The 22793-nt window shown below is 42.7% G+C and carries 20 protein-coding genes; 1 reads left to right on the top strand and 19 read right to left on the bottom strand.

Annotated elements, in window-relative coordinates; all coding sequences use genetic code 11:
* Positions 1-71: 71 nt before the first annotated feature.
* From queA to CS921_RS00720, 10 genes are all read right to left on the bottom strand, one after another.
* A complete protein-coding gene (gene queA, locus CS921_RS00765; RefSeq protein ID WP_099221067.1) occupies positions 72-1100 on the bottom strand; it encodes a tRNA preQ1(34) S-adenosylmethionine ribosyltransferase-isomerase QueA in 1029 nt (342 codons plus the stop codon).
* The gene (ruvB, locus tag CS921_RS00760; RefSeq protein ID WP_099221065.1) at positions 1097-2110 is read right to left on the bottom strand and encodes a Holliday junction branch migration DNA helicase RuvB; all 1014 of its coding nucleotides are present in this window, start codon (positions 2108-2110) and stop codon (positions 1097-1099) included. The genes queA and ruvB overlap by 4 nt, the downstream gene beginning before the upstream one ends.
* 17 nt (positions 2111-2127) lie before the next feature.
* Positions 2128-2727: a Holliday junction branch migration protein RuvA gene (gene ruvA / locus CS921_RS00755; RefSeq protein ID WP_099221063.1), complete on the bottom strand. Its 600-nt coding sequence runs from the start codon at positions 2725-2727 to the stop codon at positions 2128-2130.
* A gap of 151 nt (positions 2728-2878) precedes the next feature.
* Positions 2879-3814, bottom strand: a complete 936-nt coding sequence (locus CS921_RS00750) for an L-lactate dehydrogenase (protein ID WP_099221061.1) — start codon at positions 3812-3814, stop codon at positions 2879-2881.
* 69 nt (positions 3815-3883) lie between these two features.
* On the bottom strand, positions 3884-5224 hold the full coding sequence (locus CS921_RS00745) for an aldehyde dehydrogenase (protein ID WP_099221059.1): 1341 nt from the start codon (positions 5222-5224) through the stop codon (positions 3884-3886).
* A 64-nt stretch (positions 5225-5288) separates the two neighbouring features.
* Complete coding sequence (locus CS921_RS00740; RefSeq protein WP_099221057.1) at positions 5289-6014, bottom strand: YebC/PmpR family DNA-binding transcriptional regulator; 726 nt, start codon at positions 6012-6014, stop codon at positions 5289-5291.
* A 334-nt stretch (positions 6015-6348) separates the two neighbouring features.
* Positions 6349-7101, bottom strand: a complete 753-nt coding sequence (locus CS921_RS00735; RefSeq protein WP_099221055.1) for a leucine-rich repeat domain-containing protein — start codon at positions 7099-7101, stop codon at positions 6349-6351.
* Between the two features lie 268 nt (positions 7102-7369).
* Positions 7370-8932: a ribonuclease Y gene (gene rny / locus CS921_RS00730; protein WP_099221053.1), complete on the bottom strand. Its 1563-nt coding sequence runs from the start codon at positions 8930-8932 to the stop codon at positions 7370-7372.
* Positions 8933-9297: 365 nt separating this feature from the next.
* Positions 9298-10341 (bottom strand): recombinase RecA, encoded by a 1044-nt coding sequence (gene recA, locus CS921_RS00725; protein WP_099221051.1) that lies wholly within the window; start codon positions 10339-10341, stop codon positions 9298-9300.
* A 248-nt stretch (positions 10342-10589) separates the two neighbouring features.
* Positions 10590-11870 (bottom strand): competence/damage-inducible protein A, encoded by a 1281-nt coding sequence (locus tag CS921_RS00720; RefSeq protein ID WP_099221494.1) that lies wholly within the window; start codon positions 11868-11870, stop codon positions 10590-10592.
* A 141-nt stretch (positions 11871-12011) separates the two neighbouring features.
* On the opposite strand from CS921_RS00720, the gene CS921_RS00715 reads away from it, so the two are divergent.
* On the top strand, positions 12012-13121 hold the full coding sequence (locus CS921_RS00715; RefSeq protein ID WP_099221049.1) for a GntR family transcriptional regulator: 1110 nt from the start codon (positions 12012-12014) through the stop codon (positions 13119-13121).
* A gap of 68 nt (positions 13122-13189) precedes the next feature.
* Here CS921_RS00715 and CS921_RS00710 read toward each other — a convergent pair whose 3' ends face one another.
* The 9 genes from CS921_RS00710 to ymfI all read right to left on the bottom strand — a co-directional run bounded on the left by CS921_RS00710 (position 13190) and on the right by ymfI (position 22749).
* On the bottom strand, positions 13190-14707 hold the full coding sequence (locus tag CS921_RS00710; protein ID WP_162921654.1) for a glycoside hydrolase family 76 protein: 1518 nt from the start codon (positions 14705-14707) through the stop codon (positions 13190-13192).
* Positions 14708-14722: 15 nt separating this feature from the next.
* Positions 14723-15745: a glycoside hydrolase family 76 protein gene (locus CS921_RS00705; protein WP_099221045.1), complete on the bottom strand. Its 1023-nt coding sequence runs from the start codon at positions 15743-15745 to the stop codon at positions 14723-14725.
* On the bottom strand, positions 15746-17023 hold the full coding sequence (locus CS921_RS00700; protein WP_099221043.1) for an ABC transporter substrate-binding protein: 1278 nt from the start codon (positions 17021-17023) through the stop codon (positions 15746-15748).
* A gap of 23 nt (positions 17024-17046) precedes the next feature.
* The gene (locus CS921_RS00695) at positions 17047-17922 is read right to left on the bottom strand and encodes a carbohydrate ABC transporter permease (RefSeq protein WP_099221041.1); all 876 of its coding nucleotides are present in this window, start codon (positions 17920-17922) and stop codon (positions 17047-17049) included.
* 11 nt (positions 17923-17933) lie between these two features.
* The gene (locus tag CS921_RS00690) at positions 17934-18824 is read right to left on the bottom strand and encodes a carbohydrate ABC transporter permease (protein ID WP_099221039.1); all 891 of its coding nucleotides are present in this window, start codon (positions 18822-18824) and stop codon (positions 17934-17936) included.
* Positions 18825-18843: 19 nt separating this feature from the next.
* Positions 18844-20148, bottom strand: coding sequence for a glycoside hydrolase family 125 protein (locus CS921_RS00685; RefSeq protein WP_099221037.1), 1305 nt, complete (start codon positions 20146-20148; stop codon positions 18844-18846).
* A 197-nt stretch (positions 20149-20345) separates the two neighbouring features.
* Positions 20346-20924, bottom strand: a complete 579-nt coding sequence (gene pgsA, locus CS921_RS00680; RefSeq protein ID WP_099221035.1) for a CDP-diacylglycerol--glycerol-3-phosphate 3-phosphatidyltransferase — start codon at positions 20922-20924, stop codon at positions 20346-20348.
* A gap of 71 nt (positions 20925-20995) precedes the next feature.
* A complete protein-coding gene (locus tag CS921_RS00675; protein ID WP_099221033.1) occupies positions 20996-21961 on the bottom strand; it encodes a helix-turn-helix domain-containing protein in 966 nt (321 codons plus the stop codon).
* Between the two features lie 56 nt (positions 21962-22017).
* Complete coding sequence (gene ymfI / locus CS921_RS00670) at positions 22018-22749, bottom strand: elongation factor P 5-aminopentanone reductase (protein WP_099221031.1); 732 nt, start codon at positions 22747-22749, stop codon at positions 22018-22020.
* Between the last annotated feature and the right edge of the window lie 44 nt (positions 22750-22793).

Here is a 22793-nt window from a genome sequence, read left to right as displayed (position 1 = left end):
ATTACTCTACCAAATAGCATAACGAAAATACGCGTATAACACAAGTGTTTTCCATAAAAAGAAAGCGTTTTTTAATGAATGAACATGGCATCTCCAAAGCTGAAGAAGCGATATTTTTCATCTACCGCATGCTGATAGGCATTTAAGATAAGTTCACGGGAGCTGAGTGCTGAGACCAGCATGATCAACGTTGATTTAGGTAAATGGAAATTCGTAATTAGTGCATCCACCGCCTTAAATGTATAGCCCGGTGAAATAAAAATATCCGTCCATCCCGAATCAGCGACCAGCTTCCCATCAAATTTAGTGGCAATCGTTTCAAGCGTGCGAATCGATGTCGTTCCAACTGCAACGATTTTGCCGCCATCTGCTTTGACTTGATTCAGCAAATCCGCTGTTGGTTCTGTTAGACGATAAAATTCAGCATGCATTTTATGATTTTCGGTGTCTTCCACATCAACTGGTCGGAATGTGCCCAGACCAACGTGCAGAGTTACAAACGCCACCTTGACACCTTTCGCCCGAATCTGATCAAGCAATTCTTCCGTAAAATGCAGACCCGCAGTCGGTGCAGCAGCAGAACCATTTTCTCGCGCATAAACCGTTTGATAGCGATCCTGATCTGCCAGTTGTTCCTTAATGTATGGCGGCAGTGGCATTTCACCAAGCTCTTCCAGCACCTCATAAAAAATACCTTCATACGCAAATTCCAAAATTCGTCCGCCATGCTCCAGCTCTTCTATACAAGTCGCCGTAAGCTTACCGTCGCCAAAATGAATCTTAGCCCCGCAGCGAATCCGTTTTGCCGGTTTCACTAGTGTCTCCCAGCGATTGCCTTCCATTTGCTTCAGAAGCAGCACCTCAATATGAGCGCCCGTTTCTTCCTTGATGCCATGAAGTCTTGCAGGCAGCACCCGCGTATCATTTAATACAAGTGCATCACCCGGATTCAAATAACTTAAAATATCCGTAAAAGTCCGGTCAGCAAGGTCCCCTGTATTTTTATCTACAACCATCAGCCGACTGCTGGAACGATCCAAAAGCGGCGTCTGGGCAATTAATTCCTCCGGCAAATCAAAATCAAAATCTTCTACTCTCATTTATGAACACCTTTTTCATTTAAAATACCAAAATGGTTATAAGCAATATCCGTTGCCAGTCTGCCCCTAGGCGTACGCTGTAAGAAACCGATCTGGAGCAAATACGGCTCATGCATATCTTCAATCGTTTCACGTTCCTCGCCAATACTTGCTGCAATCGTATCCAGTCCAACAGGTCCGCCACGGAAAGACTGAATAATGGTTTTCACTAATTTTTGATCAATTGTATCTAGACCGCGTGGATCCACCCGTAAAAGCGTAAGAGCTTCCTCGGCAATTTCCTGCGACACAAGCCCATTCCCCTTTACTTGGGCAAAATCCCGCACTCGTTTAAGCAAACGATTGGCAATCCGCGGGGTCCCACGAGAACGGCGGGCGATTTCCAGTGCACCCAGCTCGTCAATTTCGGTCGTCAAAATCCCAGCCGTCCGCGTGACGATCTCCTGCAATTCCCGTTCTTGATAGAATTCCAAATGATCAACCACACCAAACCGGTCCCGAAGCGGTGCCGATAGCTGACCAGCCCGAGTTGTCGCACCAATCAGCGTAAATGGCGGCAAGTCGAGCCGAACCGATCTGGCTGTTGGTCCGGCCCCGATCACAATATCCAAACAATAGTCCTCCATCGCTGGATAGAGAATCTCCTCAATGGCTTTCGACAAGCGGTGGATTTCGTCAATGAACAAAACGTCGCCCGGTTCAAGTGCCGTTAAAATGGTCGCCAAATCCCCCGGTCGTTCAATCGCTGGCCCACTTGTCGTGCGGATATTCGTGCCCATTTCATTAGCAATCACCATCGCCAGCGTTGTTTTCCCCAGCCCCGGCGGTCCATAAAGCAGCACATGGTCAAGCGATTCTTCCCGCATTTTTGCTGCTTCAATAAAAATTTGCAGATTGTGCTTGACCTTTTCTTGCCCAATATATTCAGAAAGCAGCTGTGGTCGGATACTCGTCTCAAAAAAGACTTCTTCCTGATCCACATTCTCGCCTGAGACAATACGTTCATCCATTCCGCTTTCCTCCTATCTTATTTCGTCATTAGCTTGAGTGCCAACTTGATATATGCATCACTCGTCATCAATTCATTTTCAAGCTTCGGCAATATTTTTTTCAACTCACGCTGGCTGTACCCAAGTGCTTCGAGCGCCAAAATCGCCTCTTCCAGCTGCGGGGGCAAACCATCTGTCAAATCCTTCTTCGGAGCTGTAATTGTCAGCTGATCCAGCGCCACATCGCCCACTTTTCCTTTTAAATCCAAAATAATCTGCCGCGCCGTCTTTTTCCCTACACTCGGGAACTTCGTTAGATAAGCATCATCTTCTGCTTCAATGGCAGAAATCAACTGAACGGCATCTCCTGTCGCCAAAATCGCCAGCGCACTTTTCGGACCAATCCCAGAAACGCTGAGCAACTTCTTAAACAAAAAGCGCTCCTCTGTTGTCTTAAAACCAAACAAGCTGATATTATCCTCCCGTACATGCTGGTAAAGATAGACCTTTATTTGCTTGTTGTCCATTTGAAATGAGAATGGATTGCCCGTCAAAATCTGGTAACCAATCTGTCCCACTTCTAAAACAATATTTTCAGGCGTAACCGCCGTCACTTCGCCAATCATATAATCGTACATCCTGCTCGCCCTCTCCTATAAATTCCCATACTGTCAATCATAGCATAAAAACGAACATTTGTACCATTAAAATCCGTTGAATATGAAGTAAAAAAGAAGCATCTATTCAAAAATAAACACTCCTTGTTTACATAACAAAATTATCGTCAACTCACAAAGCAGCAATCGATTCCTTAATGACTCGTGCCGAATGCGCAAAAGCTTCCTGCTCCTCTTGACTAAGCTGCAGCTCAATAATCTCTTTCACACCATTTTGACTGAGAACCGCTGGAACACCCGTAGCCATTCCCGTTTCACCATACTCGCCATCTAACACGCAAGAAACCGTAAGTGCCCGTTGACTCCCACTGAAAATATGCCGGCAAATTTCAACGATCGTACCACCGATGCCATATTCCGTGCAGCCTTTTTGATGATAAATCTCAAAGCCCATATCGCGTGCCTCTTCGCCTGTCTTTTTCAGATCGATTGGTGTCCCAAGTTTTTCCGCACTATATTCATTGATCGGTTTTCCGTACACCGACGAATGAGACCAAACTGGAAACTGCGAATCACCATGTTCCCCCATAATAAAGGCATCAATACTTTGCGCCGCAATATCTAATTTTTCAGCCAAGATCCGTCGTAACCGCGTCGTATCCAACCAAACGCCCGTCCCCAGCACTCGTTCACGTGGCAAGCCCGACAATTTCCAAACTTGATAGGTAATAATGTCGCAAGGATTTGTTGCAATCAGAAAAATCCCATTAAAACCGCCCGACATCATTTCTGGAATAATACTTCCGACAATACGCGAAGTCGATTTTAATTCATCCAGACGCGTCTGCCCTTCTTTTAGCGGACCCGCTGTGACCGTAATGACCGCAATATCTACATCCGCACAGTCCCTCGCCTCACGAACCGAAATATCCATCTTGCCCGGCATAAAAGCGGCCGCATCCGCAAGATCTTTCCGATGTCCATTCACACGATCTTTATTTAAATCAACCAAGATGAGCTCTTCAATAAATTTTTGATTAACAAACGCATGGGCCGCCGCCGAACCAACATTCCCTGCACCAATAATCATCACTTTCCGTGGTTTCATTTTTCTAATCATCCTTTCTATCATACGCTCTATTTTACCCTTCCAGTGGTTCTGGCAGCAAGACTTTTTTTATTTTAAAAAGCGCCGCAGCCATTTTTCACCGCTGTTGCTTCCTGGATACCGAAACGGCAAATCGAAGAGCGTTGTCTGCTTTAAAATGCTCTTTTGATGGGAAAAAGTGTCGAAACTTGCCTTGCCATGATATCTCCCCATCCCGCTCGCTCCCACGCCGCCAAATGGCAGATAGGGCGTCGCAATGTGCATCAGGGTATCATTCACGCAAACACCGCCCGATGAGGTTCTCTTCAAAACTTCCCGCTCAGTCCTGCGGTCATTCGTAAATAGGTACAAGGCTAGCGGCTTAGGACGTTCACACACGAAAGTAAGCGCCGCGTCTAGCGTCGTATAGGGAATAACGGGCAGTATCGGACCAAAAATTTCTTCTTGCATCACCGGACTGTCTAAATCAGGCTCCTCCATAATCAAAGGGGCTATTTTCAACCGACTTTCATCCACATCGAGCGCATTGCTGTAACTTTTTAACCGCTTAAAATGCTTCAAGGAAATAATCTTGCCATAATGAGGTGATTCCAGCGGCTTTTCACCATAAAATTCTGCCACCGCCCGTTCCAGTTCGCGCATAAACGGGGCATACACAGCCCGGTCAATTAACGCATAGTCTGGCGCAATACAGGTTTGACCCGCATTCGTCCATTTGCCAAAAGCCACCCTTCTGGCAGAAAGCTTAAGATCGCAGTCTTTCGCAATAATAACGGGACTCTTGCCGCCGAGTTCAAGGGTAAGCGGGATCAACTGTTCACTAGCCTGTTTCATGATGATTTTGCCAACTTGTGTAGAACCTGTGAAAAAGAGATAATCCGGTCCTTGCTCAATCAAGTTTTGAGTCACTTCCGGCCCACCACAAGCCACAACCAAGTATTCAGTAGGAAAAGCCTGCAGCACCTCTTTCAGCACCCGTTCAGTAGCAGGCGCCCATTCAGAAGGTTTCACAATCGCCGTATTGCCAGCTGCAATCGCCCCAATCAGCGGAGAAAGGGTCAGCTGATAAGGATAATTCCAAGGAGCAATCACCAGAACAACCCCGTATGGTTCCCGATAAATCAAACTCTTGGCCCCAATATGCGTCATTGGTGTGGGCACATGCTCCGGCTTCATCCACTTACGCAAATGTTTCACTGTAAAGTCAATTTCTTCATAAATAATACCAATCTCCGTCATATAAGCTTCATGTGAACTCTTTCCTAAATCCTGCTCAAGCGCAGCTAAAAAACGGGCTTCATTTTGCTTCAAACGCATTTTTAGCTCAAGCAAGAATTGTTTCCGCAAATCAAACGACAAAGTCTGTCCCGTTTGAAAAAATTGCCGCTGCCACGTTACCCAGTTTTCCATGTGATCTCCTCCATGTTAAGAGAAGCACCTAAACCATTCAATGACTGATTTAGGTGCTTCTGTATTAATAACCTGTTGCATTTGTATAAACTTCCTGCACATCATCGTCGTCAGAAAGAATGTCGAGCATCTTTTCAAATTGTACTTTCTTATCGTCCGGTACTTCATTTTGGGTCTGCGGAATCATCGTCAGCTCAGCCGTAGCAAATGGATACTCTGCCGCCGCCAATGCTTCCTTCACTGCCGGAAAATCAGCAGGATCCGTATACACTTCAAAAACCTCATCACTCACCGTCACATCTTCTGCCCCTGCCTCAATCGCCTCGAGCAGAAAATCATCTTCAGATACCGTGAGATCTTCACGTGGGATGGCTAAGTATCCCTTCCGATCGAACATATAGCTGACGCTGCCCGTTTCACCCAGACTGCCGCCGTTTTTATTAAAGGCTACACGCACATTGGTAGACGTCCGATTTTTATTATCCGTCAGTGTATGCACTAAAATCGCCACACCACCCGGACCATAACCTTCATAAGATATTTCATCATAGTGTTCCGTATTGGCATTTCCACTTGCCTTATCAATGGCCCGTTTAATATTATCATTCGGCATATTAGCCGCTTTTGCTTTATCTACAACAAGTCTTAGAGCGGGGTTCATACTCGGGTCAGGACCATGTTTGGCTGCAACAAAAATTTCTTTTGCAAGCTTTTGAAAGATTTTTGCACGTTTTGAGTCTTGCGCGTTTTTCCGACCTTGGATATTATTCCATTTTGAATGTCCTGACATGATCTGATCGCTCCTTTAAAGTATGTTTCACTCTAAATTTTACATGATCTAACCAAAAACTGCAATGTTCCAGCTGATAAGAAACGGACATGAGCAAATATCATTCATCCGCTTAGAATGTGTATAAAAACAATATGGCAGCTTTTCTTCAAGCAAAAAACAGAGACTAGATTTATATTCTAGTCTCTGTAGTAGAATTTGAGCTTCGTAAATGAAAGGTAATGACTCAGGAACATCCTTCACAGCCAAAAATATATGAGGGAAAATGCACCAGTTTATCATACTTTATATTAACCCTGAATACGAAAAATGCACCACATCATAAAATTTCCTGTCAACTAGTAAAACACACAAATTTGACCCCTCTTTCTGTCGCATATTTATGTAAAATTGCCCCTTCAAGATGCATATTTGCCATGAAAGATAGCTTTTCTAACATTGGATTTTTTATCAGATTAAGTGTTTTTATCTTACTACAAAATCCAACATCTAGGTGCGTTAGAAGTGGCAGATTACTTGTATCCAATTCAGTTATCATGGTGCCTGCTACATCTAGAATTTTTAAATTAGGAAGATCCAATTGCAATTTTTCTAATTTATTTGCACTACAATCTAATTCAACCAGTTTTTTATTTTCGGAAACATCTAAATGTTGCAGTTTACTTCTGCTACAATCTAATTCAACCAGTTCTTTATTTTTCGAAATATCTATATTTATTAAATCATTTCTACAACAGTTTAACTTTTTTAACCCTGTTAAATTTTCAATCCCCTCTAATGATTTAATATGACAATTTTCTAAATCTAAGTCCTCTATACCCTTAAGAAGATCCAATGACACGCTATCATATGGTCCCATCCCGAGAGTCTTCGCTACTGCTATGGCCATTCTTATATCAGGAAAGATGGCATCAAATGGCGCTGCAATTAATTGCCCCTTTTCATCATATTGATAGGTGTCCTCTCCCGCTTCCTCGTACATGGCGCTACCAGTAGATGGGCATGTTAAACATAGTACTGCAACCATCAACAACATTGTTAAAACCCATTTTTTCTTAAAAACACATCCACATTTTAAATTGTTCATTTTCATATGCTCCTTTTATTAGTTGTTTGTCTAGACAACAATCAGATCTTACTTCTTCATGATACTTGTTCATCAGCAAGATGTAATTAACAACTGATAACGCATTAAATTTAAATACAAGGAGCACTTTTGGGAAGTAACAATATCGTTAAAACTATTGCACATGTCACGATTCATCTAGATAGTAAAAAACCCAACTTTTCGTTTTGAAAAGTTGGGTTTTACTGTCTAAAAGCACAGATATAAATCAGCCATGCTCTTTATTTGCTTATTTTGCGTATTCAACTGCCCGTGTTTCCCGAATAACCGTCACTTTAATGTGACCCGGGTAATCAAGTTCGTCTTCAATGCGTTTGCGAATATCTCGCGCTAATCGATATGCCGACAAATCGTCGATCGCTTCCGGTTCAACAAGAATCCGAACTTCACGACCTGCCTGAATCGCATAGGATTTTTCAACGCCTTCATAAGACTCTGAAATTTCTTCCAGTTTTTCAAGACGACGAATGTAGTTTTCGAGTGTCTCACTGCGGGCACCTGGTCTTGCGGCAGAAAGTGCATCTGCTGCAGCCACTAAGACAGCGATCACAGAGGTTGGCTCTGTATCTCCGTGGTGGGACGCAATACTGTTGATAACCACTTCATTCTCTTTATACTTCGTCGCAAGTTCGACGCCGATTTCAACATGGCTGCCTTCAATTTCATGATCAATTGCTTTTCCAATATCATGAAGGAGACCGGCCCGTTTCGCCATTGTCACATCTTCCCCAAGTTCACTAGCCAAAATCCCTGCAAGTTTTGCCACTTCGAGAGAATGGTTAAGAACATTTTGTCCGTAACTAGTACGGTAACGCAAGCGACCCAAAATTTTGATAAGGTCAGGATGAATTGAATGAATGCCAACTTCAAAAGTAGCTTGCTCGCCAACTTCACGAATATGCTCGTCCACTTCTTTTCTAGCTTTATCCACCATCTCTTCAATACGAGCTGGATGAATTCGGCCGTCTTGTACGAGTTTTTCAAGAGCAATCCGCGCAATTTCGCGTCGGATCGGATCAAAACCAGATAAAATCACTGCTTCCGGTGTATCGTCAATAATCAGATCGATTCCCGTCAAGGTTTCAAGCGTCCGGATATTACGGCCTTCACGCCCAATAATCCGCCCCTTCATTTCGTCATTTGGAAGCGTTACAACGGATACGGTCGTTTCTGACACATGGTCCGCCGCACAACGCTGAATCGCGAGAGATAAAATATCTTTTGCCTTTTTATCCGCCTCTTCCTTCGCCCGGTTTTCAGTCTCTTTCACCATAATTGCAGTGTCATGAGATAATTCTTCTTCTACCTGGTTAAGGATGATTTGCTTCGCTTCATCTTTTGAGAGCCCAGAGATTCTTTCTAATTCTGCTTGCTCTTTTTGCATCATCTCAGCGATTTTGCTTTCCTTTTCTTCAATATGTTGTTGTCGTTTACTGATACTCTCCTCTTTTCTTTCAAGTGCCGCTTCTCGTTTACTTAAAGAAGTATCTTTACGGTCGAGGTTTTCCTCCCTTTGCAATAAGCGATTCTCAGATTTTTGCAATTCTCCTCTTCGCCCACGAAGTTCATTTTCGATTTCAGTACGTAACTTATGACTCTCTTCCTTTGCTTCAATCAGTGCTTCTTTTTTCGTTGTTTCCGCTTCCTTCTTTGCATCTTCAACGATCAATTCCGCTGTACCGCGCGCCGCAATGAGTTTTTTTTGTGTACTCGATTTATTGATAAGTGAGCCAACAACTAAACCGACGATCAAGAAAAGCAAGCTGGAGATGATTGTGATTAAAGTGCTCATCCTTACACCTCCTTTGCTATTCAATTTACGTTATCATTATGTCGGTGGTCGAATAAATATTCGACACAAAGTGTATTTTCCATCATCATCAAACAGGCGGATGATGCCCGTTTAATTCTGTTGCTTGAGCTCTGTCCAATAAAGCTTGAACAAACCACGAGCAATGTCAAATATACAATTTAATTTTATAGGTGAATAAGCTTAATGTCAAGGAAACGATCAAAGCTTCTGAAAATAAAAATCAACTCTTTCTAAACATAAAAAATACCTGTTTAAAAAAGAGCGCTGATTTCTCTCAACAGAAATAAAATCAGGTGAATAATTCATTCACACCCTCCATTTCCAAAAGAAATCAGCGCTTTTATTTATTCGTCTTCTAGTAAATTAAACTCTTCCTTTTCAGCAGGTTCAGGGGTTGTCGCACCATCAATCTCATACTCTTGCCGAACACGTGCAGAAATCTCATCACGAATTTCTGGGTTTTCCTTCAAGAATTGTTTCGCATTTTCACGTCCTTGACCAATGCGTTCCTCTTTATAAGAATACCATGAACCGCTCTTATTGATGACATCCACTTCAGCCGCCATGTCAACAAGCTCGCCTTCACGAGAAATCCCTTGTCCATACATAATATCCACTTCAGCTACTTTAAATGGTGGTGCCACTTTATTTTTCACTACTTTAATCTTGGTTTTATTCCCGATAACGTCTGTTCCTTGTTTCAGCTGCTCTGCTCGCCGAACCTCCAAACGAACGGATGAATAAAATTTCAACGCCCGGCCACCTGGTGTTACTTCTGGATTTCCGAACATTACCCCTACTTTTTCACGGATTTGGTTAATGAAAACGGCGATCGTTTTCGATTTATTAATGACACCGGATAGTTTCCGCAGTGCCTGACTCATCAAACGTGCTTGCAAGCCAACATGGGCATCACCCATCTCGCCTTCAATTTCAGCACGTGGAACAAGTGCTGCCACGGAATCGATAATCAGAATGTCAACTGCTCCGCTGCGCACAAGTGCTTCAGCAATTTCTAATGCCTGTTCTCCAGTATCGGGTTGCGAAAGAAGCAATTCATCAATATTCACGCCTAGATTCTTTGCATAAGCCGGATCAAGGGCATGTTCCGCATCAATAAAAGCAGCCGTTCCGCCTTGCGCCTGTACCTCAGCAATCGCATGAAGCGCCACTGTTGTTTTACCAGAGCTCTCAGGTCCATAAATCTCAATGATTCTGCCTCGTGGATAGCCACCTACACCTAGGGCAATATCCAGTGCCAACGAACCACTCGATACAGTGGAAATATTTTGATCGGTCTGCTCTCCTAATTTCATAATAGAGCCTTTACCAAATTGTTTTTCAATAGCTTTGAGTGCTTGATCTAAAGCCGCTTGACGATCGTTCACGTTTTTTCCTCCTCTTGTCTATCCTTTTACATGTATCTCTTTTCTTCTTCATTCTCTATACAATTAAAACTTCTACACATACTATACCTTATTTCATTTTCCGGCGCAAGCAAAAAGCGAATAAATGTTCGCTTTTTTTATTTTTGCTCATTTTGAATAAGAAAAGGACGACCTGCTTATCCCCATTATAACGGGTCAAAAGCCTTGCCGTCCAATACTTTTTTAGCGCGCTTTACAGCATTTTCCGCTCATTCATGGCTTTTTCTGTTAGCAGAAAAATCAGGATGTGCCGCTAAAAATGCACGAATGATTTGAAAACCTTGTTTAACTGCACGTCGCCGATTATGATTACGGTCACGACCAAATGAAAATAAGTAGGTTTCCGTTTCATAGCCGCTAACGCTAAGGCCAATCCATACCGTTCCCGGAGCTTGTCCTTCAAGACTTCCCGGTCCCGCTGCTCCTGTAAAGCTAATCCCAACATCTGTTTGATAAAGTTGTCGTACATTCTCAGCCATTTCCTTTGCACAAGCCGCACTGACTACACCATGATTTTCGATCGTTTCAAAAGAGACATGCAGGATCTTCTCTTTGGTTTCTGTTTGATAGGTGACGACTCCACCTTTAAATACCTGTGAAATACCTGTTGTTGCCCCCAGTTCCGCCTGAAACAAGCCAGCTGTCAAACTTTCCGCCGCTGAAATGGTGATGCTCTCATCAAGCAGCTGATCTGTTATAAGTTTAGCCAGTGTCACGTCCCCATAACCATATAAAAATTCGCCATCAATCGCCAAAATCTCCTGCTCGGTCTGTTTAAGAAGTTGCTGCGCTTCTTCCTTTGTAGTTGCGCTTGCTGTGATCCGAACCTCGACTTCATTATCAGAAGCATAAGTGGCAATGGTAGGATTCGTCTGCTTATCAATCAAATCAGCTAAGTCCGCTGCCAGTTTTGATTCGCCAATCCCATAAAAATGCATGATCAACGACTCTAGATGCGTCGAATCCCCATTCATCGAGGCCGAAATCAGCGGCTTCGCATATTTCAAGAACATCGGCTCCATCTCAGAAGGCGGTCCGGGAAGGAGAAAATAAGTATGCGCTCCCTCCGTCAAAGTCATCCCACAAGCAAAGCCAAAATCATTTTTCAACACTTCCGCCCCATCAATATAGAGCGCCTGCCGCTTATTATTTTCAGTCATTTGCACAGCACGACTTTCAAAATAGTCGGTAATTTTCCTTAAATGAAATTCATCCATGGCAAGTGTTTTTCCTAGATGTTCAGCCAGAATTTGTTTGGTTAAATCATCCTCAGTTGGCCCTAAACCGCCTGAGAAAATCAATAGATCGCTTCTGCTCTCCGCAATTTCAATCGCTTCTCTTAACCGAGTGGGATTATCCCCTACAACAGTATGATAATACACGTATACGCCAAGTTCTGCCAGTTCCCGCGACAAGAACGACGCATTGGTATTTGTAATCTGACCTAATAATAATTCTGTACCCACTGCAATAATTTCTGCTCGTTTCACCAAACGACACATCCTCTCTACTTCAATACTATACCAATCGTTCACGTTTTGCTTCAAGTATCTTCTCTCAAGGTTTTTGTTTACTTTTGTCCGTAAAAAAAATATAATTAATCATATAAATATGTTTATTTAGGTGATAAAATGAAAAAAAGACTATTATATCAGCAAGTTTACGAAAAACTTGCCACAAAAATCCAAAACGGCCAGCTGCCCGTTGGCGAAAAACTTCCTTCTGAAATTCAGCTGATGGAAGAATTTGGCGTCAGCAGCATCACGCTTAAAAAGGCGCTTGAATTATTAAAGACTGAGGGGTATATTTCCAGAAGGCCGCGTGTCGGTTCTCACGTCATCAGCGACCGGCCTGCCGCTGAACATTCTGAAACGCGCACCTTTGATCGACCTTTGATTGGTTGTGTCATGACAGATTTTGACGACACTTTTGGTACAAAGGTACTTTCTGGTATGCTTGACGAGGAAGAAGGAAGGGCACATTTACTTCTCAAAAAGTCACATGGTGATCTTGAGTTAGAAGAAAAAATCGTGCAGGAATTTATTGAAATGAACGTAGCCGGACTCATTATGCTTCCGGCCAGCTCCAAATTTGTCAGCCCTGCTTTACTTGAACTGGCCACTCAGAAGTTCCCACTGATTGTTTTGGACCGTTCGCTTGAAGGGCTGCCGATTTCTTCGATTAGTACCGATAATATTGCTGCGGCTAAAATGATCACGGCGCTTCTTTTTGAAAATGGCCATCAGAATATCGGGATGATCACATCAAAAAGTGAAGTCTCTACACTTGAAAATCGGATTGATGGCTTTATACGCGCCCATGCTTCATTTCACTCGACATATCAGGAAGACTATATTTATCGTAAAATCGAGTCTGTTATTCCTAATTCTAATGTAGCCGTAGATACAGATATCACTCATATTGTCGAATTTTTGCAAGCACGTCCTGAAATGACCGCAGTGGTTGCGGCAGAATATAATATTGCTTTAATGCTGCGACAGGCTTGCGAAAAACTAGGCAAAAGAGTCCCCGATGATTTGTCAATTGTTTGTTTTGACCACCCAGATCAATATTTTGATCGACAAAGCTTTCGATTTACCCACATCAAACAGCCCCAATACAAAATGGGCAAGAAAGCAATCACTTCTCTATTGGAGCAAATTATTCATCCAGAAAAAATTCAAAAACACATATTTGATCCCGTCATTATTGAAGGGGACTCCGTGCATAAACGAAGCTAATCCTTAGCAAACAAAAACGAGCAGTTGGCCGCTTTAAGCCACTCTGCCCGTTTTTTATTTTCTTCCTATCAGTCATGAAGTTCAATCGTTAATTGGTCAAGGTTAAGATAATTTGCACTTCCCGTCGTATCGTCTAAATCAAGCGTAATCGCATTTGAGCCAGCAGAAAGCGGCACAGTAACTTCTCTCGTTTGCCAGTCTCCCCAGTCACTGGTCCCTGAAAACGTCAGGTTTTGCGGCTCATGTCCTTCTACTTCAAGCGAACGAATCGCCTCGCCATTTGCCGCACTGTAACGGAAGGAAAGTGTATAATCACTCGTTTCTTTGACATTGACATGAAACGTCACACTCGTCCCCGAATTAATCCAGCCCGCCAAATAGCCGCGTCCACTGAAACCTGCCTGTGAACTTTCTGAACTAATTCCGTTTTGTTCGGCATTTTCTGCTTCATAGACACCATTTCCTTCTATGATACCTGTATAATCATCTGGCTTAGCCTGCATTAAAACAGCTACAGATGCGGCTGCAGAAAGACTCTGAATGGCATCCGTATTAGATGTAGGCGCCGTCCAGTCGTACGCACCAATCCCATTTTGATTCAAATGATTCACTGCTTGCGTGGCATTATCCGTCAAAAATTCTTCATATTGCGTTTGACCAGCTCTGTCCGCCAAATCACGCAGACTACGCGTCAAAATGGCTTTAAATCCGCCCGTATCGTCCTGTCCCTCATAGAGCAGTGTTTCCGAAGACGTCATATTTTGAATCGCCCAATTGACTGCTGTATTGGCTTCATTTAGATACTTCACATCCCCAGTCTCCAGATAGAGCTCCAGTGCAGCTGTTGCATAAGTTCCACTATTATAGGTCCAATCCCAGCTATAAATCACATCATCGCCAGAAATATGATCTAAAATATGGCCATCATTATAAAAACGATCTTCCAACCAGGCAAAAAGAGACTCTGCTTTGTCTAAATAAGACGCATCTCCTGTTGCCGCATATAAATGCATAGCGGTGTAAACAGCCGTTGCGTTCGTCGCCACATTTTTTTCATTTTTGTCGCCATCACCCACATCGACATTTTTCCACCAGATCCCGCCGCCATAAGTCTCGTCCTGAAATTGATAGATATAGTCGAACATTTCCTTGGAAGTCGTGAGGAAGCGCTCCTCGCCTGTCATTTCATAGGCACGAATCAGTCCTCTTGCCCACCAGCCAATATCATCATTCCAGTCATTCTCAAGGAAGTCAGGATAGGCCGCATAAAAACCGTCATAAATCTGATCGATCATTGCGCGCGAATCAGCACTTCCTGTTCGCGCGTAACGATCGAGTTCCATTTCAAATAATTGTGCTTCCCACCAGTAGTCCGTGTAAAGCCCGTTATCCGGACCAACTGCATGTTCACTGTGAATCTCATGGTCGCTGTAGGTATAAAAATACGCTTCACTGCTATCCCAATACATCTTTGTAAAATCTTCATAGGCTTGATCCCGTTGTTCCGCCGTAAAAGCTTCTGTATCAATCGGTGCAAACGGTACAAGAACCGATGCAAGCAGTGCTCCTGACAGCCATTTCTTCATCTCCATCACTCTTTTCTATTTTTCGGATTTTGCCACCATTTCAAGCGCCATCATCCCGCTGAGCTCAGCCGAAAAAGGAACTTTGGAATCAGCCGGTTTCAGCCAGTCCATTCCCATAAGCAAATGTCCTTCTTTTTCCGCATGCGCCACTAGAATCTCACAACTTTCCTTCATAAAAGTCATGTAGCGCGGTTCTTTCGTCAGCTGATAAAGATCTTCCAGGTAGCGATAGAAGATGCCTTTGAATAGCCCTTCATCGCCTCCTTCACCCTCATCTTTAAAGACACCCTCCGAAACCAGCAGCTCCAAGCTGATATCAGCTGTTTGCTTCGCCCGTTCCAAATAGCACGCCTCACCCGTAATGCGGTAAAGTCCTAGATTGGCGCCAATGTAGACACCTTGATTGTAGGTGAAAGTCCAATTAGTGTCAATTTTACTATCCCCCATGCGATTGATGCCATCTTCCACAAAGCCATCCGCACGAACGAGTACTTTCCGCTGCCAATCATATGTTTTCAGCGCCCAGTCTAAATATTTCTGCTCCTCAAGCTCTTGATATAGCCAAGTGGACAGAATGATAAACGGCACATTCACAGGGGTGTTTTTATAATCCATTTGCGGACGTTTCCAAGCAAATCCGCCCCCCATAATATCATTCCAAGCTGTATCCACCAGATCTTGCCACACAAAAATGGCATCCTCTAAATAAACGGTTTTTCCTGTCACCTTATACAATCGAAAAGCACAAAGCGCATTCCAAAGCATATCATCATAAAAATCGTGACGAAGTGTGCCGCCGTTTCGATTTTTATTGTAAGCATAGGTTGCTTCCGCTAATGCCAAATACGCATCATCCTTTGTCCGTAAAAACGCATCCAGCCGTACATCTACCGTATGGGCAAGCCACCAGTAATTAAATACTTGATTATCCTCAGGTGAGTCTGTTGGGTAAAAATTATTTAAAAATTGTTGATCATCTGCAGCAAAAAAGTATGTTAAACTTTTCTGTGCCAGATTTGCATAGTCAGTCCAGTTCATCTATTTCCCCTCTTGTGCTTCCTTTAGAATTTTATTTCCTTCTTTTTCGGCATTTGAAAGTGCTTTTTCTGCCGTAATATCACCATTCATAAATTTCTCCAGCTGCGGTGTAAGCGCTAGATTTTCCACATCTGAATAACCCAGTGCAGTCGGACGAGTTTCCGCATAATTCATCGTATCAACAAAAACAGAGTAACGTGGATCTTCTGTAAAGTATTCATCATTTGCTGCTACTTTATTTGCTGGCAACCAGCCACTGATTTTTGCAAATTCAACCCCGTTTTCCGGTTGCGTTGTCCACCACTTCATGAAGTCCCAAGCACCATCTTGATGTTTCGCATCTTTTGGCATAACAAGACCGAATCCACCCATGATTGCACCTTTATCACCACTTGGGCCAGTTGGCGGTTGTGCCAAGCCGTAATTAAGTCCATCTACTTTATCATAATCAGCCAGTGCCCACGGACCGTTGTACATCATCGCTTCATTACCAGCAGCAAATTGGTCTGTTCCATCATCAAAACCGCGTTTGTAGACTTTCAAATCATTTTGCAACTTATCCCAGTAATTGAGTACTTCTAAGCCTTGTTCTGAATTAAAAGCCGTTTTAGTGCCATCTTCATTCAGCAATGTGCCGCCCGCTTGAAGAAGGTACAGATTAAACAAGCCTACATCCTGTATATTCATACCCGCTTGTGTCAGTTTATCGCCATCCCATTTTGTCATTTTTTGTGCATCTGTTGCAAGCTCGTCCCATGTGGTTGGCGGCGTTTCAATTCCCGCTTCTGCCATCAGGTCCTTATTGTAGAAAAGCACCCGACAGTCATTAAGAAGTGGCAGTCCATAAAGCTTGCCGTCATATTCCATTTCATTGACAGACTGTTCATAGAAATCATCTAAATTGATGCCATCTTTTTTCACCAATTCATCAATTGGCTGTAAGACACCTTTTGATGCATATAGTGGTGTTTGATACCGATCCCACATAATCAGATCCGGCACTTCCCCACCAGCAATACTTGTCAGCAATTTTTCTTCCACATTTTCCTGCATGACGTATTTAACTTCATATTTGTCCTGTGATTTGTTATACGTATCAATTTGCTTATTCAACTGATCGATCTGATCCCCTGACCAAGAGCCCCACATGACAATTTCTTCTTTACCATTTTTATTTTTTCCGCTACTTTCTGAAGACGAGCTATCACTGCCTCCTCCACATGCAGAAAGCCCCAAAACTAGTCCGACACTTAACAATGCAAGTAACCATTTTTTCATTGTCTCTTAAACTCCTTTATTTATTATTTACCACCTTCGTGGGCGATACCTTGAACAAAATACTTCTGTGCAAAAATGAAAACGATCAGAACTGGCAATGTTGCCAGAACCGTCCCTGCCATCAGCGCTCCATAATTGGCACTTTCGTTGTATTGAAAGGCAGCCAGCCCAACTTGAACCGTCATCATTTCCTGTGAATTGAGTACGATGAGCGGCCACATGAATTGATTCCAGCCCGACTGGAACGTCATGATTCCAAGTGTTGCCAGCGCCGTTTTTGCAAGCGGCATGTAGATGCGCCAAAAAATCTTAAACTCCGAACAGCCATCCATACGCGCGGCTTCAGCCAGTTCAGAAGGAAGCGACTCAAAAAATTGCTTCATAAAGAAGATTGAAAAAGCCCCCGCAGCACCCGGCAGTAAAATCGCCCAGTATGTATTGATCAAACCAATCCCGCCGTGTCCAAAAATATCATTTCCACCCACGAGCGGAAAATTTTTCAGTACGAGAAAAGAGGGAATCATAGTGACCACTGAGGGGATCATCATACTGCCTAGAAAAACCATAAAAGTGGCTTTTTTCCCTTTGAATGGCAATTTAGCAAAAGCATAACCTGCAAGCGAACCGAAAAACAGGTTAGTAATCACACCGCCAACCGCTAGCACCATCGAGTTAAACAAATAGCGCGCAAACGGGGTGGTTTGAAATACCTCTTTATAATGATCGAGCGTAAAATCCTGCGGAATGAAACTTAACGTGTTGCTAAGAATCTCCCCGTCTGATTTAAAACTTGTTGAAAGTGTCCAGATCAGTGGTACGACAGTAATCAAACTGATAATGATCGCCCCGATGTACCACAAAATATTTTTACTCCATTTTCTTGCTTGGTAAGTATTCATGTGCTCCCTCCTTAAATCGTATTATCCGTTTTATTGAGTCGTGTATTGATGATCGCAAAAACAAGAATAATCAGGAACAAAACAAAACTCATCGCTGAAGCATAGCCCATTTCGAGCCCGCCAAAGCCTTCATTATAAATGTAATAAACCAGTGTCATCGTAGAATTCCCAGGTCCGCCCTTTGTTAAAATGTAGGCCTGGTCAAACACCTGAAAGGCATTGATGATGAGCATTGTTGTCACCAAGAAAGTCGTCTTTGAAAGCGAAGGCCATGTAACATAGCGAAACGTTTTCCACTTGTTTGCGCCTTCCATTCTAGCGGCTTCATAGAGATTTTGCGGAATACCTTGAAGTCCAGCAATAAATATCATCATATTTGTTCCAAAAGTCATCCAAACACTCATCAGTACAATGGCAATCATTGCCCAATGTGAGTCATACAACCAGGCGGGACCATTAATTCCAAACCAGCCAAGCACGATGTTGATCAAACCATATTGCGGATTTAGCAACCAATACCAGATGGTCGCTGTTGCAACGGTTGAACAAAGAACGGGCACATAGAAGAATGTTCGAAACATCGCCGCGCCTTTTTTATTCATATTGATCAAAGAGGCTGTTCCAAGTGAAACAATCAAGCCCAGCGGCACGTACAGCAAGACGTACACCACTGTGTTGCGCAAGGCAATCAGGAAATACTGGTCTTGAAACATCTTGACGTAATTATCAAATCCAAGAAAATTCGGCGCGTTTACCACATCATAGTCAGTGAAACTAACGACTAGCGCCATGCCAATTGGCAAAATTAAAAATACAAGTAGCAGCAAAACCGGAATCGCAATAAATAGATAGGCCATTCGTTGCTGGTGCGCTTCTACAGAATGCGCTCTTAGTCTTTTCATATCAACAACTCCTTTCAAATTAGCGATAAACAGGCTGGCCAAGGTCTAGTTTGTAGCCGCCCAAATCAAGCGCCAATTCACAAAACATCATATTTGCCCATGAGAACCATTCACGTGTGAAATTTTCCGGCTGATTGGGGTCAAAAGATTCATGGATCATTTCCGTCCCGGCATCAGTTGCGAGTAAATAACGCATCATCTGTTCTTTTTCCGTTTGTTCAGTCGCCGTCAGTCCCTGAATACTAAGGGCAATCGGCCAAATATATCCGAGTGGTGTATGAGGACTACCGATCCCAGCCGCATATTCGCCTTCTTGATAGAAAGGATTTTCCTGACTAAGCAGAAAGCGACGTGTTTGCTTGTAACGCGCTGAATCTGCATCAGCAATTCCTAAAAATGGCAGGGCCAAGAGACTCGGCACATTGGCATCATCCATCAGCAATTGATTGCCTAAACCATCTACCTCATAGGCGTAAATCTCACCAAACTCTGCATGATTATAAATCGCATGCTGTTCAATCGCCGCTTCAATCGTTTGTCGAAGTGTCGTAACCTCCGCAAGTAGCTCTATTTCCTCTGCAAAAAATGTCGCTAAAATTTCTTCTGTATAAGCAAGAACACGAATGGCAAATAGGTTGGAAGGAATCAGATAGCCATACTCGCATGCGTCATCACTTGGACGGAAGCCCGACCAAAGGAGACCTGTATAAGCGGTTTCATTTCCCTTTCCAGAACGAGGGAGCGTGTCAGTTGTTGCACAATCAAGTCGCTCAAATCTATAAGGCGAGTCTGTTTCATGGCGAAGCTCCGTCTGCCAAACATCCAATACGCAATGAATCATCTTTAAGTAAGCGTTATCAAATTGAGCCGTCTGATCAGCAAATTTCCAAATAAAGTAAGCAAGTTGCAAGGGATAACATAACGAATCAATTTCATATTTTCGTTCCCAAATTTCAGGAAGCATCTCCGTTAAATCATTCTGATGCCCAGCACCGCTAGCCGTCTCATTAAAAGCGTTTGCATATGGATCAATGGCAATCATCCGCTCCTGTTCTCTTAATAAGCCGATCAGCATTTGCTGAATTTCCTCATTTTCTTTGGCAAAATAGAGGAATGGACGAATCTGACAGACTGAATCTCGCAACCACATCGCCGGAATATCCCCTGTCACAATAAAGGTTGCTCCGTCTTCGCGATACTTGATTGTCGTATCCAATGTATTTGTCATACATTTCTCATACATGTGAGCCAGCTTCTCATTGCCCGTTTTTTGAAAAATTCTTTCTCTACTGGATTGAATAAACTGTCGATTTTGAATAACCAAATGCTTCACTCCTGTTATTAAATATATTTAATTATTATTTATCATACTTAAATAATACATTATCTATTTATTGACTGTCAACTGTTTTTTCAATCACAATAAAAAAAGCCGTAAAAGTGGCTATATATCAACAATATCAAGAAAATATTATCGATGCTCACTTTCACGACTTCCTAAGCATTATTAAATATATTTAATTACATAGAACCCTTGAAAATACCGCGGTTTTTGTAAAAATAGTCGATTCCCGACCAAACGGCAAAGAAGGCACACACATAAAGAAAAATAAGATCAACACGAATGCCAGTCCAAGCAAACGGGAAATTATCCAAAAAGAGCAATGGAATAGCAATCATTTGGGTAAAAGTTTTAATTTTCCCAAGTTGCCCGGCTGCCATAACTTCCCCGCCTTCGACAAGCAACAAACGCAAGCCTGTTACAGCAAGCTCACGACTGATAATCAAAATAATCAGCCATGCTGGCGCAATATTCATTTCCACTAAAATAATAAAGGCAGCTGTAACGAGCAATTTATCTGCCATCGGATCGGCAAATTTCCCAAAATTCGTAATAAGATGATGTTTTCTGGCAAGATGACCATCAAACCAATCCGTCAACGCCGCAATAATGAAAATAGCAGTAGCAATCAAATTGGCAACTGGAATGGTTGAACCAAGCCACTCTACTTCCCCAAACGGAAACGGCACAACGCATAATATCACAAAAACTGGAATTAGACAGATTCTAGCAACTGTCAGTTTATTAGGTAGATTCATCAATTTCTCTCCTTTTTGATTAAATGACAAAGAATGAAGTATAAGCGTTTTTTGCTTATACTTCATTCAAATTATTGAGCACTACTATCAGACGAACTGCTGTCACTACTTGTATCCAAGTTGATTGTCAGCACTTGTTTGACAAGCGTTGGCGCCAATTCAATTTGGACACCATTCACTTTGACAGTTGTTACTGGCGCATTTCCAATAACAACGGAAATCGTGGTTTCGCTACCACCATCAATTGTTCCTGAGCTTTCACCATCCGCCAGCGTTTTATTATAAATACTACTACCAGATGCAGCAGAAACCCCAATCCATGAATCGCCACCGCTCGCACTAATCTCAAGCGAAATTTTATCAGCATTTTTCACGGTATAGGTTGTAGCGTTCCCACTTGTTTCACCTTTTGTAACTTCTACTTTCTTCTCTTCTTCTTTCTTCTGCTCAGTAGCTTTTTGTTCTTCTGCTTTTTTCGCAGAATCATCGCTTGAAGTAGAGTCTTTGGAAGAGGAAGAATCACTTGATTTTTTCGTTGTCGATGAATTGGTTCCATCTTCTATTTTGATACTGCTGTCACTGCTTGAATTATTTACTGTATCATCATTATTGTTATTTGCAAAAACAAAATACCAAATGATAAAGAGGATAAATACAATAAACAAAGCAATCAGTACTTTTGGTAGAATATCAAAAAAACGATTACGGTTCGGACCGCCTGTACCACCAACTGACTGCGTGGTAAGTGGAGCAGATTTTTTCTGCGCTCGGCTTTGTTCCTGCTTCACAACTTCCTGCTGTGATTCAGGCACCTCACTTTCAAACTCATCAAATAATGTTGCACTATCTAGATCAACCGCTTCTGCATATTGTTTGATAAATGCTCGAACATAGAATTTACCCGGCATCACCGAATAATTACCTTCCTCGATTGCTACCAAATATCTTTTTTGAATTTTCGTTAGTTGCTGTAAATCATCTAAACTGAGTCCTTTTTCACGACGAGCGGCTTTCAGTTTGTCACCTAATTCAGTCAAATTTAACACCTGCCATTTTTAAATCAATATTTCACGAAGATAGCCAAAATAATTCGCTACATATGCCAACCACCATTAACGCCCACTGTCTGGCCTGTGATATATCCTGCTTTTTCACTAACTAAAAACGAAACAACTTTTGCAATCTCCTCTGACTTTGCGAGTCTTCCAAATGGAATATCCGCCTCTAACTGTCGAATATCCTCCCGCGAAAATCCTTGCATCATCTGCGTGTCAACTGCACCGGGTGTGATGCAATTAACCGTAATTTTCTGATCAGCTACTTCTTTGCTGAGCGCACGACAAAAAGCAATCTGTCCGCCTTTTACAGCTGAATAGGCCACTTCCATTGCCGCACCGATCTCACCCCAAATCGAGCTAATAAAAATAATCCTTCCACACTCAGATGTACGCAACTTCGGCAATAAATGACGAAGCAGACGCATCGGCATTCTAAGATGGGTATCCCAAAGCATGGTCATATCCTGATCGCTTGTCTCTTCCAACAAGCCGTATCTGGACTGCCCTGCTGCATGAACAAATACATCTAATTGAAAAATATTCGCCATCATTTTTTCTAAACTGGCCGGATCACAAAAATCCGCCTGTATGGGGATCAAATCAACATGAAGATCCGCAAGCTCATCTATCAATTGCCGGATTTCTTTTTCACCCTGAAAATACTGTAAATAAAGATGAAAACCATCCGCCGCAAGCTGCTTAGCAATTTCTCTGCCAATCCCCCCGCTTGCTCCAGTGACAAATGCGTATCGATCTTTCAACCTCAATGTGCAAAACCCCTAACTCCATTTATTTCATGATAGCATGACTA

The sequence above is a fragment of the Listeria costaricensis genome, assembly GCF_900183385.1.
Lineage (GTDB): Bacteria > Bacillota > Bacilli > Lactobacillales > Listeriaceae > Listeria > Listeria costaricensis.
The sequence above is the reverse complement of the archived record's forward strand: the minus strand, read 5'-3'. Positions and strand labels throughout refer to the sequence as shown.